Annotated in this window: 13 protein-coding genes and 1 tRNA gene; 7 read left to right on the forward strand and 7 right to left on the reverse strand. The window is 73.7% G+C overall.

Going from position 1 to position 16021, the window contains the following annotated elements; all coding sequences use genetic code 11:
• Nucleotides 1–212 precede the first annotated feature (212 nt).
• Nucleotides 213–1064 carry an undecaprenyl-diphosphate phosphatase gene (locus EJK16_RS11185; protein ID WP_127129250.1) on the reverse strand — a complete coding sequence of 284 codons (852 nt, stop codon included), beginning with the start codon at nucleotides 1062–1064 and terminating at the stop codon, nucleotides 213–215.
• A gap of 105 nt (nucleotides 1065–1169) precedes the next feature.
• Here EJK16_RS11185 and EJK16_RS11190 point away from each other — a divergent pair, with 105 nt between their 5' ends.
• Nucleotides 1170–2153, forward strand: coding sequence for an aldo/keto reductase (locus tag EJK16_RS11190; RefSeq protein WP_127129252.1), 984 nt, complete (start codon nucleotides 1170–1172; stop codon nucleotides 2151–2153).
• Between the two features lie 87 nt (nucleotides 2154–2240).
• Here EJK16_RS11190 and EJK16_RS19600 read toward each other — a convergent pair whose 3' ends face one another.
• On the reverse strand, nucleotides 2241–2534 hold the full coding sequence (locus tag EJK16_RS19600; RefSeq protein ID WP_164737302.1) for a DNA primase: 294 nt from the start codon (nucleotides 2532–2534) through the stop codon (nucleotides 2241–2243).
• A 133-nt stretch (nucleotides 2535–2667) separates the two neighbouring features.
• Between EJK16_RS19600 and EJK16_RS11200 the strand changes: the two genes are divergently transcribed.
• Complete coding sequence (locus EJK16_RS11200) at nucleotides 2668–2877, forward strand: DUF5703 family protein (RefSeq protein WP_127129348.1); 210 nt, start codon at nucleotides 2668–2670, stop codon at nucleotides 2875–2877.
• 126 nt (nucleotides 2878–3003) lie between these two features.
• On the opposite strand, the gene EJK16_RS11205 is transcribed toward EJK16_RS11200, so the two are convergent.
• Entirely contained in the window at nucleotides 3004–4347 is a 1344-nt protein-coding gene (locus tag EJK16_RS11205) for a M20/M25/M40 family metallo-hydrolase (RefSeq protein WP_127129254.1), read from the reverse strand.
• A gap of 59 nt (nucleotides 4348–4406) precedes the next feature.
• Between EJK16_RS11205 and EJK16_RS11210 the strand changes: the two genes are divergently transcribed.
• From EJK16_RS11210 to EJK16_RS11220, 3 genes are read left to right on the forward strand one after another with little or no spacing between them, the layout of a single operon-like run.
• Nucleotides 4407–5165, forward strand: coding sequence for a LamB/YcsF family protein (locus EJK16_RS11210; RefSeq protein ID WP_205739723.1), 759 nt, complete (start codon nucleotides 4407–4409; stop codon nucleotides 5163–5165).
• Nucleotides 5162–6772 (forward strand): 5-oxoprolinase/urea amidolyase family protein, encoded by a 1611-nt coding sequence (locus EJK16_RS11215; RefSeq protein WP_127129258.1) that lies wholly within the window; start codon nucleotides 5162–5164, stop codon nucleotides 6770–6772. Before EJK16_RS11210 ends, EJK16_RS11215 begins: the two co-directional genes overlap by 4 nt.
• A 13-nt stretch (nucleotides 6773–6785) precedes the next feature.
• Nucleotides 6786–8558, forward strand: coding sequence for a biotin carboxylase N-terminal domain-containing protein (locus EJK16_RS11220; protein WP_127129260.1), 1773 nt, complete (start codon nucleotides 6786–6788; stop codon nucleotides 8556–8558).
• A 39-nt stretch (nucleotides 8559–8597) separates the two neighbouring features.
• Here the strand turns inward: EJK16_RS11220 and EJK16_RS11225 are convergent, their stop codons facing one another.
• The 4 genes from EJK16_RS11225 to EJK16_RS20250 all read right to left on the reverse strand — a co-directional run bounded on the left by EJK16_RS11225 (nucleotide 8598) and on the right by EJK16_RS20250 (nucleotide 14355).
• Nucleotides 8598–9413 carry a putative hydro-lyase gene (locus tag EJK16_RS11225; protein WP_127129262.1) on the reverse strand — a complete coding sequence of 272 codons (816 nt, stop codon included), beginning with the start codon at nucleotides 9411–9413 and terminating at the stop codon, nucleotides 8598–8600.
• 5 nt (nucleotides 9414–9418) lie between these two features.
• On the reverse strand, nucleotides 9419–10636 hold the full coding sequence (locus EJK16_RS11230) for an NRAMP family divalent metal transporter (protein ID WP_240645940.1): 1218 nt from the start codon (nucleotides 10634–10636) through the stop codon (nucleotides 9419–9421).
• Between the two features lie 216 nt (nucleotides 10637–10852).
• Nucleotides 10853–12991 carry a M3 family metallopeptidase gene (locus EJK16_RS11235; protein ID WP_240645941.1) on the reverse strand — a complete coding sequence of 713 codons (2139 nt, stop codon included), beginning with the start codon at nucleotides 12989–12991 and terminating at the stop codon, nucleotides 10853–10855.
• A gap of 125 nt (nucleotides 12992–13116) precedes the next feature.
• Entirely contained in the window at nucleotides 13117–14355 is a 1239-nt protein-coding gene (locus tag EJK16_RS20250) for a bifunctional GNAT family N-acetyltransferase/nucleoside triphosphate pyrophosphohydrolase family protein (protein WP_127129264.1), read from the reverse strand.
• Nucleotides 14356–14415: 60 nt separating this feature from the next.
• On the opposite strand from EJK16_RS20250, the gene EJK16_RS11245 reads away from it, so the two are divergent.
• Entirely contained in the window at nucleotides 14416–15279 is an 864-nt protein-coding gene (locus EJK16_RS11245) for an SDR family oxidoreductase (RefSeq protein ID WP_127129266.1), read from the forward strand.
• A gap of 155 nt (nucleotides 15280–15434) precedes the next feature.
• Nucleotides 15435–15520, forward strand: a tRNA-Leu gene (locus tag EJK16_RS11250).
• The last annotated feature ends 501 nt before the right edge of the window (nucleotides 15521–16021 follow it).

Raw genomic sequence — 16021 nt, forward strand, 5'->3', positions numbered from 1 at the left:
GTGCAGTCATGACGCTGGTGTGGACACGCCGGTGCCGTCGTCGCGGCGGTTCGAGGAGGCCACCGCGGACGTCGATGTGGAGCCCGTCACGTTCCGGTGCCTGCCCTGCTGAGCTGGACGTTCGGGTACCCGCTGACCCTCGCGGCCATGGTGACCATCGTCCTGACGCTGCGCCGGCCGTTCAGGCTGTCGGGCTGGATGTGACGGGCCCCTCACACCGCGGAGGGGACCGCCGAGAGCAGCCCCGCGCCGAGGAGCACCACCACGAGCACGGCGAGCAGCAGCCGGTAGATGACGAAGGGGAGGTAGCTGCGGGTGGAGACGAGCCTCAGGAACCAGACGATGACGGCGTAGCCCACCACGAACGCCACCAGCGTGGCGATGACCGTCGCCCCGGCGCCAGCCCCGCCCGTGCCGCCCGTGCCGTCGGTGAACAGCTTGTAGAAGCCCGAGCCGAGCACCGCCGGGATGGCCAGGAGGAAGGACAGCCGCGCCGCCGCCTCCCGGGTGAAGCCCAGCAGGAGGCCCGCGGTGATCGTGCCGCCCGAGCGCGAGACGCCCGGGATGAGGGCGAGGGACTGGGCCAGGCCGAGGAGCACGGCGTCGCGCCACGTCATGTGGTCCAGGGTCTTCGTGCGGCGTGAGGTGGCGTCCGCGGCACCGAGGATGACGCCGAACACGGCCAGGCTCGCGGCCGTGAGGTAGAGGTTCCGGAACGTGGTGTCGATGGCGTCCTGGAACAGCAGGCCGAGCACGACGATCGGGATCGACCCGACGATGACGTACCAGCCCATGCGCGCGTCAGGGTCGTCGCTCGGCACGGTGTTCTTCCACGGACCGACCGGCAGTGCCCGGAACCAGGCCCTGACGATGCGGACGATGTCCCGGCGGAAGTACAGGACCACGGCCGCCTCCGTGCCGATCTGGGTGATGGCGGTGAACGCCGCACCCGGGTCGGCCCCCATCAGGTCCCCGACGATGCGCAGGTGCGCGCTCGAGGAGATCGGGAGGAACTCGGTCAGGCCCTGCACGAGGCCCAGGATCACTGCTTCCCACCATGTCACGGTCGGATACCATACGGCACCCGCCTGCCGCCCCCGGTCCGCCCGGGCGCCGCGGGACCGTGGACGTGCGCGGGAGCCGCGCCCACCGGCCACTACCGTGGGGTTATGCAGCAGCGGAGGGTCGGTCGCACGGGTCTGACGGTCTCGAGCGTGGGTCTGGGCACCCTGACGTGGGGCCGGGACACCGACGCGCACGAGGCCGCGGACCAGCTCGAGATGTTTCTCGAGGCCGGCGGCAACCTCGTGGACACGGCCGCCACGTACGGCGACGGCGACGCCGAGCGGGTCATCGGCTCGCTGCTGGCCAGCGCGGTGGACCGCGAGGACGTGGTCCTGGTCTCCAAGGCCGGCGTCCGGTCGCGGCGCACCGCGGACGGCGGCGGCGTGGTCGACGCCTCACGCGGCACGCTGCTGGACACGCTCGACGCCTCGCTGGCCCGGCTCGGCACCGACCACCTCGACCTGTGGCTCGTGCAGTCCCCGGACTTCTCGACACCGATCGAGGAGACGATCGGTGCGCTGGAGCACGCCGTCCGCACCGGCCGCACCCGCTACGTGGGGCTGTCGAACTTCCCGGCGTGGGCGACGGCGCAGGCCGCCACGCTGCTCTCCGCGGGGGCGGGCGCGGCGCCCGGCCTGGCCGCCGTCGAGGTGGAGTACTCCCTGCTCCAGCGCGGCATCGAACGGGAGCTGCTGCCGGCCGCCCGGGCGCTCGGCGCCGGCGTGCTCGCGTGGTCGCCGCTCGGGCGCGGGGTGCTCACCGGGAAGTACCGCAGCACCGTCCCGGCGAGCTCGCGGGCCGCGTCGCCGCACCTGCGCGGCTTCGTCGAGCCGTATCTCAACGACCACGCGCACGGCGTCGTCGAGGCCGTGACCACCGCCGCCTCGGGCCTGGGGCGCGGGCCCCTCGAGGTGGCGCTCGCCTGGGTGCGCGACGCGCCCGGGGTCAGCTGCGCCATCGCCGGGGCGCGCACCGCCGGCCAGCTGCGCGGGGTGCTCGCCGGCGACGACCTCGCGCTTCCCCAGCCGATCCGTAGCGTCCTCGACGAGGTCACCGGCATCGAGATCGGCTATCCCGAGCGGTTCTGAGGGCACCGCCGACGGCGCCGCGCGCGGCGCCGTCCGCCGTCGGGCGACGGGCGACGGCGGGTTGTGTGTCGGTCTGCCGCCGGGCGCCTACTCCTCCTCGTCGACGAACTCGTCGTCGAGCTCGCCCTCGGCGAGGGGGTCGTCGTCCTCGTACTCCTCGTCGTCGTCCTCGTCGTCGTCCTCGGAGTAGATGTCGAAGGGGGTGTCGACCCCGAACCCGGTGAACAGCGCGTCGTCGTAGGTGTCGAAGGCGTCCATGAGGGTGTTCGCCGCCGCCACCACGGCCGGCGCGTCGCTGTCCTGGGCCGCCGCCACGGCGTCGTAGTGCGCCTCGAACGCGGCGATCAGTCGGTCGAGGGCAGCGCGGGGGTCATTAGCCATGTGCCGAGCGTAGCGCCCGTGCCGGGGTGGCACAGCCCCGCCCCTGACCAGCGTGGACACGGTAGATTTCGCGTCTACCGAGAGCGCGGGGGAGCATGTGGACATGCCGAGGATGAACCACCGATCCGTGGATATGGCACGGCGCACCGGGTCGGGCACGACGTATTTCGAGTACCGCACCGTCACCCTGCCGGGTTCGGTGAGCCGCGGCGACGTGCGCCGGCTGCTCACGGACGAGGCGGAGTACGGCCGCTGGGAGCTGGCGCGGACGCGGGTCTACGTGGGGGGCACGCGCAAGGTGTGGCTGCGCCGCAAGGCCATGAAGGTCCCCAGCACGCTCTGACCCGGCGGGACCGCGGCGCCGGTATCGCCGCCCCCCGGTATCGCCGCCCCAGCGGCGCCCGCTGGGGCCGTCCAGCGGCGCCCGCTGGCGCCAGCCCAGCGGCGCCGGTCGGGCGGCCCCGCGGCATCAGCAGGTGCGGAGCATCCGCTCGAGCACGCGGGTGCCGAACCGCAGGGCGTCCGTGGGCACCCGTTCGTCCACGCCGTGGAACATGCCGGCGAAGTCCAGGTCCGCCGGCAAGCGCAGCGGCGCGAAGCCGTACCCGGTGATCCCGAGGCGGCTCAGCGCCTTGTTGTCGGTCCCGGCGGACAGGAGGTAGGGCAGGACGACGGCGCCCGGGTCCTCGGCGTCGAGGGCGGCGACCATCGCGTCGACGAGGTCCCCCTCGAAGGGCACCTCCAGCGCGGTGTCCCGGTGGATGTCCTCGAACCGCACCCCGGGCCCGGCGAGGCGGGCGAGGGTGTCCATGACCTCCTGCTCCTGGCCGGGGAGGAACCGCACGTCGAGCGCGGCCGTGGCGTGCCCCGGCACCACGTTGGCCTTGTACCCGGCGGCGAGCTGGGTGGGGTTCGCGCCCGGGCCGAGGCTGGCGCCGACGAACTTCTTCGCCGGGCCGAGCGCGTCGACCAGGCGCGCGACGCCGGCCGGGTCGTCGGGGTCGAACGTGGTGCCGGTCAGGTCGGCCACGCCCGCCAGGAGCTGGCGGACCGTCCCGGTCAGGTGCATCGGCCAGCTGTGCGCGCCGATGCGGTGGACCGCCCCGGCCAGCCGGGTGACGGCGTTGTCCGTGTTGACCTGGGAGCCGTGGCCGGCGGTGCCGTCGGCCACCAGGCGCAGCCAGGCCAGGCCCTTCTCCGCCGTCTGGAGGAGGTAGACCCGCCGGCCGTCGACCTCGACGGAGTACCCGCCCACCTCGCTGACGGCCTCGGTGGCGCCGGCGAAGACCTCCGGGCGGTGGTCCACGAGCCAGTGCGCGCCGAGCTTGCCGCCCGCCTCCTCGTCGGCCATCAGCGCGACGACGACGTCGCGCGGCGGCCGCCAGCCCGTGCGCCCCATGTCCCGCACGACCGCGAGGATCATCGCGTCCATGTCCTTCATGTCGACCGCGCCGCGGCCCCAGATCATCCCGTCCCGGACCTCGCCGGCGAAGGGGTCGACCGACCAGTCCGGGGCGTGGGCCGGGACGACGTCGGTGTGGCCGTGCAGGACGAGCGCCGGGCGCGCCGGGTCGGTGCCGGGGATGCGCAGGAGGACGCTGGCACGCCCGGGCTCGGACTCGACGAGCTCGGGCTCCCACCCGACCTCGGTCAGCAGCGCCATCACCAGCTCCGCGGCGGCGCGCTCCCCCGGCCCGGAGCCGTCCCCGAAGTTGGAGGTGTCGATGCGGATGAGGTCCCGGCAGATGCCGACCACCTCGTCCTCGGGCCGCGTGCTCGCCGGGGCCGGGCTGGGAATGGTCTCGGCGCTCATACCGCCAGGCTACCGACCCCGGCCCGTAGCGCGTGACGCCGGTCCGGTGGCGGTGGAGAATCGGGCGCATGGACCTCAACAGCGACGTCGGTGAGTCCTTCGGTTCGTGGTCGATGGGCGATGACGCGGCCATCATGAAGGTCGTCTCCAGCGCGAACATCGCCTGCGGCTTCCACGCCGGTGATCCGGTCACCGCCCGCGCCACGTGCACCGCCGCGGCGGAGTCAGGCGTGACCGTGGGCGCGCACGTGGCCTATCGCGACCTCGCCGGCTTCGGCCGGCGGTTCATGGACGTCTCCCCCACCGAGCTGACGAACGACGTGATCTACCAGATCGGTGCCCTGCAGGCCATGGCGGCGGTGGCGGGCACGTCCGTGCGCTACGTCAAGCCGCACGGCGCGCTGTACAACACCATCGCGCACCACCGCGAGCAGGCCCGCGCCGTCGTGGAGGCGATCCGGACGCTTGACCCCTCGCTCCCGATCCTGGTCCTGCCCGGCAGCGTGATCCAGGAGGAGGCGCGTCAGGCCGGCCTCCGGCCCGTGGTCGAGGCCTTCGCCGACCGGGCCTACAACGCCGACGGCTCGCTGGTCTCCCGGCGCCTGGAGGGGTCGGTCCTCCACGACCCCGACGTCATCGCCGCGCGGGTGGTGCGGATGGCGAAGGAGTCGACGATCGAGACCATCGACGGGCAGGTCGTCGGCGTGGACGCCGAGAGCGTGTGCGTGCACGGGGACACCGCGGGCGCCGTCGCCATCGCCACGGCCGTGCGCCGCGCCCTGGAGGACGCGGGCGTCACGGTCACGAGCTTCCTGTGACCGCCGCTCCCCCACGCAGCGTCCGCCCGGTCGGTGACCGTGCCCTGCTGGTGGAGTGCGGGAGCCTGCAGGAGGTGGTCGACCTCCACGCCGCCCTCGTCAGCGACCCCCTCGACGGACAGCTCGACGTCCTCGCCGCCGCCGAGACGGTGCTGGTGCGCGCCACGGGCCCGGCCGCGGTGGACCGGCTCGCCCGGCAGGTCGCCGAGATGCCCGCGCGGGGCGGCGGCGCCAAGGACGACCGGCTGGTCACGATCGACGTCGTGTACGACGGCGAGGACCTGGCCGAGGTGGCCCGGCTCACCGGACTGAGCGCCGAGGGCGTGGTGGGCGCCCACACCGGGCAGGTCTGGACGGCGGCCTTCGGCGGCTTCGCGCCGGGCTTCGCCTACCTCGTCGGGGAGAACCACGTCCTCGACGTCCCCCGCCGCACGAGCCCGCGGACGTCCGTGCCGGCGGGCTCGGTCGCGCTCGCGGGCGGCTTCTCGGCCGTCTACCCGCGCGAGTCCCCCGGCGGCTGGCAGCTGATCGGCCGGACGGGCGCGCGCATGTGGGACCTGGGGCGGCCCGAGCCGGCCCTCGTCCGACCCGGCAACCGCGTCCGCTACCACGCCGTGCGCGAGGTCGTCGAGGCCCCCGCTGGCGCGGAGGCGCCCACGGGCGTCGAGGCCCCCGCGGACGCCGAGGCCCCCGTCGGCACCGACCCGCCCGGTGGCGCGCTCACCGTCGTCACGCCCGGCCTGCAGAGCCTCGTCGAGGACCTGGGCCGGCCCGGCTACCTCGACCTGGGCGTGTGCCCCTCGGGGGCGCTCGACCGCGGCGCGGCCGTCCGGGCGAACCGGCTGGTCGGCAACGACCGCGGGGCCGCGGTGATCGAGACGCTGCTGGGCGACCTGCGGCTGCGCGCCCGCGGCGACCAGGTGCTCGCCGTCACCGGCGCCCGCGTCCCCCTCGCCGTCCTCGCGGACAACGACGCCGTCGTCCTCCGCCCGCCCACCGACGCCCCCTTCGCGCTGCGCGACGGGCAGACCCTCGCCGTGGGGAACCCCACCGCGGGGCTGCGCGCCTACGTCGCCGTCCGCGGCGGGCTCGACGTCACGGAGGTCCTGGGCAGCAGGGCCACCGACACGATGTCCGGGATCGGGCCGCCGCCCCTGGAGGCCGGGGCCACGCTCGCCGTGCTCGCGCCCCGGCCGGGCGCCGTCGTCGCCCTGCCCGACCCGGAACGGGACTGGCCGGACGGAACCGTGACGGTCGCCGTCGTGCCCGGCCCCCGCCAGGACTGGTTCACCGCCGAGTCGCTGAGACGTCTGTACGCCCAGGCGTGGACGGTCACCGACCAGTCCAACCGCGTCGGCCTCCGGCTGGCCGGCGAGCCCCTCGCCCGCGCGCGGGCGGAGGAGCTGCCCAGCGAGGGCACCGTCGCCGGGGCCGTCCAGATCCCCGCCTCCGGCCTGCCGGTGGTCTTCCTCGCCGACCACCCCACGGCCGGCGGCTACCCCGTCATCGCCGTCGTCCGGGACGCCGACCTCGACCGGCTCGCGCAGGTGCGCCCGGGGGACGAGATCCGGTTCGCGCCCGTCGACCCCGGCCGCCCGGCGCGGTGAAAGGAGGCCACCCGTGCGCAAGGTTCTCATCGTCAACCGCGGCGAGATCGCCGTCCGGGTCGTGCACGCCTGCGCCGACGCGGGCCTGGCCTCCGTCGCCGTCTACGCCGACCCCGACGCCGCGGCCCTGCACGTCCAGCTCGCCGACGAGGGGTACGCCCTGGAGGGCTCCTCGGCCACCGCGACGTACCTCGACGCGGGCAAGCTCCTGGATGTGGCGCGCCGTAGCGGCGCCGACGCCGTGCACCCCGGCTACGGCTTCCTCGCCGAGAACGCCGCCTTCGCCCAGGCGGTCCTGGACGCCGGCCTGACCTGGATCGGCCCGCCCCCGGAGGCCATCCGCGTGCTCGGCGACAAGGTCCAGGCCCGTGAGATCGCCCGCCGCGTCGGGGCCCCGCTCGTGGCGGGCAGCGACGGGCCGGTGCCCACGCCGGCCGCGGCCCACCGCTTCGCCGAGGAGCACGGGCTGCCCGTCGTGATCAAGGCGGCGTTCGGCGGCGGGGGGCGCGGCATGCGCGTGGTCCGCCACCTAGACGACGTCGAGGACGCCTTTGCCTCGGCGCAGCGGGAGTCCCGGGGCGCGTTCGGCCGGGACGAGTGCTACGTCGAGCGGTTCCTCGACCGGCCCCGCCACGTGGAGGCGCAGGTGATGGCGGACACCCACGGCAACGTCGTCGTCATGGGCACCCGGGACTGCTCCCTGCAGCGCCGCCACCAGAAGCTGGTCGAGGAGGCCCCCGCCCCCTTCCTCACGCCGGAGCAGCGCCGCCGCGTCCACGAGAGCGCGCGCGCCATCTGCGCCGAGACCGGGTACGTCGGCGCGGGGACGGTGGAGTTCCTCCTCGGCGCCGACGGGGTCCTGTCCTTCCTCGAGGTCAACACCCGCCTGCAGGTGGAGCACCCCGTCACCGAGGTCACCAGCGGGCACGACCTCGTCCAGCTGCAGTTCGCCGTCGCCGACGGCGGGGTGCTGCCCGTGGTCGCCGACCCGGACCCGGTCGGGCACGCCATCGAGCTGCGGATCAACGCGGAGGACGTCGGCCGGGGGTTTCTGCCCTCGACGGGCACGCTCACGACCTTCGACGCCCCCAGCGGGCCGGGCGTGCGCGTGGACACCGGTGTCCGCGCCGGCTCCGTCGTCTCCGGGGACTTCGACTCCCTCCTCGCCAAGGTGGTCGTGCACGGCCGCGACCGGCAGCAGGCCCTGCGCCGCGCGCGCCGGGCCGCGGCGGAGATGGAGATCGCCGGGGTCGCCACCGTCCTGCCCTTCCACCGCGCCGTCCTGACGGACCCGGACTTCGCCTCGCCCGACGGGCTCGGGATCTACACCACGTGGATCGAGGACGAGTTCGCCACCCGCGTCCCTGCCGACCCGGACTTCGCGCAGGGGCCGGCCGGCGCGGGCCGGCGCCGCGTGGTCATCGACGTCGACGGCCGCCGGGTGGTCCTGGGCCTGCCCGCGGACCTGCTCGCCGGCCTGGCGACGGCGCGGTCCGCCGGCGGGGGCGAGGACGGAGGCGGCCAGGACGGCGGCGGTGAGCGCGGCGGTGGCCCGGCCGTGGCGGAAGACGCGGCGGCCCTGACCGCCCCCATGGGCGGCACGGTGGTCCGGTGGCTCGTGGAGCCCGGCGCGCAGGTCACGCGCGGCAACGCCGTCCTGCTCCTGGAGGCCATGAAGACCGAGACCAAGGTGACCGCGCACCGCGACGGCGTCCTCGGCGAGCCCCGGGCCGCCGCCGGGGACCGGGTCACGGCCGGCGCGACGCTCGCCCTCATCGAGGCCTGAGGCCGGCGGCCAACGCTCCCTCGTTCAGGGCCGCGGCCGTCACGGCACCTGGTAGGCCGAGTCCCTCGCGTCCGTGATCAGCATGTGCCCGGGGGCGTGCCCGATGGCCAGCGGCGGCCTCGACTCCATGACGGCGGCCTGGGGCGTGACCCCGCACGCCCAGAAGACGGGGATCTCGCCGTCGGCGATGGTCACGGGGTCCCCGAAGTCCGGGACGGCGAGGTCGCGGATGCCGAGGGCCTCCGGGTCGCCCACGTGGACGGGGGCGCCGTGCACGGCCGGGTACCGCGCGGTAATGCGGACCGCGTCGGCGACGGCGCCGGCCGGGATGGGCCGCATGGACACCACCAGCGGGCCGGACATGCTGCCGGCGCCGGCGCAGCGGGTGGTCGTGCGGTACATCGGCACGTTCACCCCCTGCTCGATGTGGGCGATGGAGATCCCCGCGTCCTGCAGCGCCGTCTCGAACGTGAAGCTGCACCCGACGATGAAGGTCACGAGGTCGTCCCGCCAGCGGCCGAGGATGTCCGTGGTGTCCTCCACCTTCTCGCCGTGCTCGTACACCGTGTAGAGCGGGAGGTCCGTGCGGATGTCCCCACCGGGCAACAGCGGGCCGCTGACCTCCCCGGCGTCGAGGACCCCGAGGATCGGGCAGGGCTTGGGGTTGCGCTGGGCGAAGAGCAGGGTGTCGAAGGCGTGCTCGCGCGGCACGATGATGAGGTTCGCCTGGGCGTAGCCGTGCGACCACCCCGCGGTCGGGGTGACGAGCCCCTCCCGGAAGAGGCCGCGCGCCGCGGCGGGCGCGAGCCCCGCGACGTCGGCGAGGTCGGCGGGCGAAACTGTCGAGGAGGTCATGGCGATCACTTCCACAGGGCCGAGATGCCGGCGAGGGAGTTGTAGCCGAAGTAGAGGGTGAGCAGCCAGGCGAGCACGCCGAGGGCCAGCAGCCAGCGCGGGTAGCGGTAGCCGTGCAGGAGGTCCCGGCGCCGCCACGCCACCCACAGGATGACGGCGAACCCGATGGGCAGGATCAGGCCGTTGAAGGCCCCGGCGAAGATGAGCAGCGCCGAGGGGGTCTGCCCCACCAGGACGAAGATCGCCGCACTGACGGCGATGAACAAGCAGGTGAGGAGGCTGCGGGTGCGCGGGGCCGTCGTCGGCCGGGTGATGAAGGAGATGGACGTGTACGCGGAGCCGATGACCGAGGTGATGGAGGCGGCCCACAGGATCACGCCGAACAGCCGCAGGCCCAGCTCGCCGGCCGCGATGCCGAACGCCTTGGCGGCGAGGTTCTCCCCGACGAGCTGCGCCCCGCCCGCGACGACGCCGAAGATCGCCAGGAAGAGCAGGAAACGCATGAGGCCGGTGATGACCACGCCCATGGCGGAGCTGCGGCTGATCTGCCGGATGCTCTCTGGACCGTGGACGCCGGCGTCGATCATGCGGTGCGCCCCCGCGTACGTGATGTACCCGCCGACCGTGCCGCCGATGAGGGTGGTGATGATGAAGAAGTCCACCTTCTCGGGCAGCACCATGTTCTTCAGGGCCTGGCCGACCGGGGGCTGGGAGACGATCGCGACGTAGAGCGTCAGCAGGATCATCAGGGCCCCGAGCACGACGACGATCCGGTCCATGGCGATGCCGGCGCGTCGGCTGAGGAACACGGCGATGGCGATCACCGCGGTGATGACGCCGCCGATGGTCGGGTCCAGCCCGAAGGTGGCATTGATGCCGAGGCCGCCGCCGGCGGTGTTGCCGATGTTGAACACCAGGCCGCCGGCGAAGACGAGGACCGAGAGGAGCACGCCCACGCCGGGGAGCACCCGGTTGCCGAGCGCGCTCGCGCGGAGCCCGCTGACCCCGATGACGCGCCACACGTTGAGCTGGACGCAGATGTCGACGACCACCGACGCGAGGATGGCGAACGCGAACGCCGCACCGAGCTGGACGGTGAAGTTGGTCGTCTGGGTGATGAACCCGGGGCCGATGGCGCTGGTGGCCATGAGGAACATGGCCCCCAGCAGGGCGGAGCGGTCCTGCTTGGCGGTGCGGGCGGGTACAGGCGTCGGCGTGCTCATCTCTGAACCCCTTTGCGACGGCGGGTGCTGCCGTGCGCCGGCGTGGCGGCGCCCGGACTGGCTTTGCCTGGGCGCAGGCGAGCCGCAGCCGGCCCGTCCCGGCGCCCGCCATCCATGATGAGGCGACACGCGCCGGTCGGCACGCGCGCAGGCGGGCGACCAGACCGGTCGGGCGACCGGATGGGCCGGGCGACCGGATGGGCCGGGCGGGTCGTGCTAGTCGGTGAGCCCGCGACGCACCAGGAGCGGGTCGATGACGGGATCCCGCCCGCGCAGGTCCCGGAAGGAGGCCATCGGGTCCTGGGAGTACCCGCGCGAGAGCAGCGCCCGCCGGAACCGCCCACCCGCGCGGCGGTTGAGCCCGCCGTCGCCGTCAGTGGCCTCCTCCTTGAACCACTCCACGGTGTCGGCGTCGAGCACCTCGGACCAGATGTAGGAGTAGTAGCCGGCGTCGTACCCGCCACCGAAGGTGTGGTTGAAGTAGGTGGAGCGGTAGCGCGGCGGCACCAGCTCCAGCCCCACCCCCGCCCGCTGGAGCGCCTCACGCTCGAAGATCTCGACGTCGGCGACGTCGGTGGGCACGTGCTCGGGGGTGACCTGATGCCAGGCCTGGTCGAGCAGGGCGGCCCCGAGGTACTCGGTGGTCGCGAACCCCTCCCCGTGCGCGCCCACCGAGAGGACCCTCTCGAGCACCTCCGCGGGCAACGGCTCTCCCGTCACGTGGTGGCGCGCGAAGCGGGCGACGACCGCGGGGTTCTCCATCCACATCTCGTTGACCTGCGAGGGGTACTCGACGAAGTCGCGGGGCACCGAGGTCCCGGAGAGGGACGGGTAGCGCACGTCCGAGAAGAGGGCGTGGAGCGCGTGGCCGAACTCGTGGAAGCACGTGCGCACCTCGTCCCAGGTCAGCAACGTCGGCTCGCCGGGCGGCGGCGCCGTGAGGTTGAGGTTGTTGACCACCACCGGCCTCTCACCGAGCAGGTGCGACTGGTCCACGAGGTTGTGCATCCACGCGCCGCCGCGCTTGCCGGCGCGGGCGTAGCAGTCGCCGACGAAGAGCCCGAGACCCGTACCGTCCTCCTCGAGCACCTCCCACACCCGCACCCCGTCGGCGTACCCGGCCAGGTCCGGCCGCTCGCGGAAGGTCAGGCCGTAGAGCCGGTTGGCGGCGAAGAAGACGCCGTCGGCCAGCACGCGGTCGAGCTCGAGATACGGGCGCAGCACGGCGTCGTCGACCGAGAACCGCTCCTTGCGGAGGCGTTCGGCGTAGTAGGCCCAGTCGGACGCCACGAGGGCCGCGCCCGTCCCGGCGGCCGGGTCGTTCGCCAGCACCTGCCGCAGCTCGGCGGCCTCACGCTCCGCGTTGCGGGCGGCCGGTGCGGCCAGCCGGGCGAGCATCTCCGAGACGGCCTCGGTCGTGGAGGCGGTGCCGTCCTCGGCCACGTACGCCGCGTGGTGGGCGTACCCGAGCAGCCGGGCGCGTTCCGCCCGCAGCCGGGCGATCTCGAGGAGGGTGGCCCGCGTGTCGGAGGCGGCGTCGACGCCGGTGCCGCGCATGGTCGACGCGGCGAGCAGGCGGGCGCGCAGGCCGCGGTCCGTGAGCCGGGCGAGGAGGGGCTGCTGGGTGGGCAGCTGCAGGGTGATCAGGTGGGCCGCCCCGGGCACCGCCAGCGTCAGGCCCGCCCGCTCGGCGGCGTTGCGCGCCAGGCCCGCGACCGTGCCCGCGTCCAGTCCCGCGAGCTGCGCCGGATCGTCGACGACGACGGCGCCCGCCTCCATGGCCTTGACGACGCGCTGGGAGAACTCGGTCTCAAGGCTGACGAGCCGGCCGTTGAGCTCGCGCAGCCGCTCGTGCTGCGCGTCGCCGAGCCGGATGCCGGCGCGCCGGAAGTTCTTGCGGTACGTCTGCAGCAGCCACTCCGTCTCCGCATCCAGGTCGAGCAGCGCCGTCGCGTTGGCGAGGGACTCGAGCCGCCCGTAGAGGCGCCGGTCGAGCCAGAACGCGTCACCGTGCGCGGCGAGCTGGGGGGCGACCTCGGACTCGATGGCATGGATCTCGTCCCCGCCGACCGAGCTGGCCAGGGTGTGGAACACGGCCATGACGCGGCGCAGCAGCGTGCCCGAGCGCTCGATCGCCTCGAGGGTGTTCCGGACGTCCGGAACGGCCTCGTCCGTGGCCACCGCCTCCCACTCGGCCCGCTGCGCTGCCATGCCGGCCGCGATGGCCGGCCGGAAGTGCTCCGTACGGACCGCGGCGAAGTCGGGCAGTCCGTAGGCCAGCGTCGACGGCGCGGCGAACGGGTTGGACGCGTCGAGCATGGCGGTCGCGGCGGTGGGGGCGGCATCAGCAGGCATGCCGCCATTGTGCCGTCGTTCGGCTCAGGACCGGTGTGTGTCCGGGACCGTTCCGGGTCGCCGGCCCGCCCAGCGGGGCCTGACGGCGTGGTACGGCTGTCCGGCGGGCGCGGCCCGCCGCCGGGTCAGTGGCGCGAGGGCGACCGGTACCCGTGCCGGGCCAGCACGCCCACGACATCGGGCGGGAAGAAGCCGGGGCCCTTGAGGACCTTGCCGTCCTCGCGATAGATCGGGCGGCCGTCGGCACCCAGCTTGGAGAGGTTGGAGGCCTGGATCTCGGCGAGCACGTCCTCGAGTGGGATGCCGCACTCAAGCGCCATGCCGTAGATGACATATGTGAGGTCACCCAGCGCATCGGCGGCCTCGACGGTGTCCCGCGTGCCGTCGTCGGCCGCCACGGCCCGGGTGAACGCGGCGGCCATCTCGGCGCCCGCGGCCTCGCCGTACACCGCCTCGACGAGCTCGGCGAGCTCCTCGGCCACCAGCGCCATGCGCATGTGCACCCGGTCCCGGTCGACGCTCGGGGCGTCCGCGACCACGGGCAGGTGGTACGTCTGGTGGAACTGGCGGACGAGGGCCTCGGGGTCGCGGGCCGAGGGCGCGCCGTCCGCCGGGCTGCCCACCGCCGGGGAGCTCGCCGGCTCGGTAGCGGTCGGCTCGGTAGCGGTCGGCTCGGTAGCGGTCGGCTCGGTAGCGGTCGGCTCGGTAGCGGTCGGCTCGGTAGCGGTCGGCTCGGTGGCGGTCGCCCCGGCCGTGTAGCCCGCCGCCCCCTCCGAGTCGCTCGCCCGCCCGGGCCCGTCCCACGGCGCGAACGGCGTGCGCGGGTCCGTGCGCAGCAGCGTGCCGATCCAGCCGTCCTTCCACTGCCCGCGCGAGGGGTTCAGCGCCCGGACCGTGCCCTCCTTGCGGAAGCCGTGGTGCCAGGCCACCCGCCACGAGGCCCAGTTGGGCACGTCCGCGCGCCACTGCACGACCTCCAGGCCGAGCTGCCCGAACCCGGCGTCGAGGACGAGGCCAACCGCACGGTGCATGATCCCCTGGCCGCTTGCCTCGGCCGCGAGCCAGTACCCCAGCTCGCCCTTGCCGTGCTTGACGTCCTCGAGGCCGACCATGCCCACGAGCGTCGCCGTCCCGTCCGGGCCGACGGTCCGGACGGCCCACGTGGGCGAGTCCTTCCGCCAGCCGGCGGGAACGACCTGGCCGGTAAAGGCTTCGGCGTCCACCCGCCGGTAGGGGCTGGGGACGGTGGTCCAGCGCTGGATCTCCGGCTCCTGACAAAGCTGGGTGATCCGGTCGACGTCCGCGGAGGTCGGGGCGGTCAGCAGCAACGTGCCGTCGGGCGTGCTCAGCGGGAAGGGATCCATGAGCCCGACGATACGACGCCGGGCGTGCGGGCCGACGCCCGGCCGGTCATCCTGGCACGCATGGACATCGACACCGAAGCCCTGAAGAACATCCCGCAGCAGCAGCAGGAGTGGCCGGGGCGCACCGACGACATGACGCCCGTCCCCGACCACGGCGAGACCAGCTACACCGGCCGCGAGCGTCTGGTCGGCAAGAAGGCCCTGATCACCGGCGGTGACTCGGGCATCGGCCGGGCCACCGCGATCGCGTTCGCCAAGGAGGGCGCCGACGTCGCCATCGCCTATTTGCCCCAGGAGCAGGCCGACGCCGAGGAAACGAAGAAGCACGTTGAGACGGCCGGGCGCACCTGCGTGCTGCTGCCCACCGACCAGCGCACCCAGGAGGCCAACGTCGCCCTGATGAGCAAGGCCGTCGACGCCCTCGGCGGCCTGGACGTGCTTGTGAACAATGCGGGCTTTCAGATGGCCCAACCGGGTGGGCTGGAGGACGTCCCAGCAGCCCAGCTCGAGCAGACCTTCGCCACCAACGTATTCGCGACGTTCTGGCTGACGCAGGCGGCCCTCCCCCACCTCACAGCGGGCGCGAGCGTCATCAACTGCACCTCCATCCAGGCGTACGAGCCGTCCGAGTCCCTCATGGACTACGCCGCGACCAAGGCGGCACTGAACAACCTCACCGTGAACATGGCGGCCGAGCTGGGACCGAAGGGCGTGCGCGTCAACGCCGTGGCACCGGGCCCGATCTGGACGCCGCTACAGCCCGCCACCAAGCCCGACGTCGAGGGGTTCGGCAAGGCCACGCCGCTGGGTCGTCCCGGGCAGCCGGTCGAGGTCGCCACGGCTTTCGTGTATCTCGCCAGCGACGAGGCGAGCTATGTCTCGGGCACCGTCCTCGGTGTCACGGGAGGCAAGCCGGTCTTCTGACCAACCCACGCCGCGAGTGTGGCATCGGTCACCAATGGCGGTCCGGCGGGCCTCCCGGTTCGGATCCGGCCCCGAGCGCGTGCTATCTTTTCTGGCGTTGCCCAGCAAGACGGAAGCGGTCGCAAGACCGGTTCCAACCGGCGGCAGCACCACCTGTCCGGGTGGCGGAATAGGCAGACGCGCTAGCTTGAGGTGCTAGTGCCCTTTATCGGGCGTGGGGGTTCAAGTCCCCCTCCGGACACTCGTTGAGACAGCGACGACAAGCCCCTGACACGCGGTAACGCGGTCGGGGGTTTTGTCGTTCACCGGTCCCATGACCGCAACCCTCACGCTCTCGAAGCCGTCCGGGCCGCCCCGGTAGCGGCACGCGCTGCCGCGGCGTTGGCGCTGATGCCCCCGCATACCACCGAGATCGCGATCAAGAACCACTACCTGTCTGAAACGCTGACCCAGAACGGCGCCGAGATCCTCAACGTGGCCGTGTCATTGCCGCGGGGACGGGCGACGGAGGCATCTTCGTCGTCGTGCTGTGACGCGGGTCCGTGGTCGTCGTGCTCTGACTAGGTGCGTGGCCAGTCGCGGGCGTCGGTGTCACGCGGGAGCTGACCGCGGTGAGCGGCGAGACGCGAGTCTGTCGGCTCGAACGGGAGCAGCTACGCGAGCAGCTACGCGAGGGTTTACCCCGGACAGGCCGTGTCAGTCCGTCCCGGTCAGAACGGGGGTGGGTCGTTGTTGGTGGTTA

Source organism: Georgenia sp. SYP-B2076 (assembly GCF_003991205.1).
Classification (GTDB): domain Bacteria; phylum Actinomycetota; class Actinomycetes; order Actinomycetales; family Actinomycetaceae; genus Georgenia.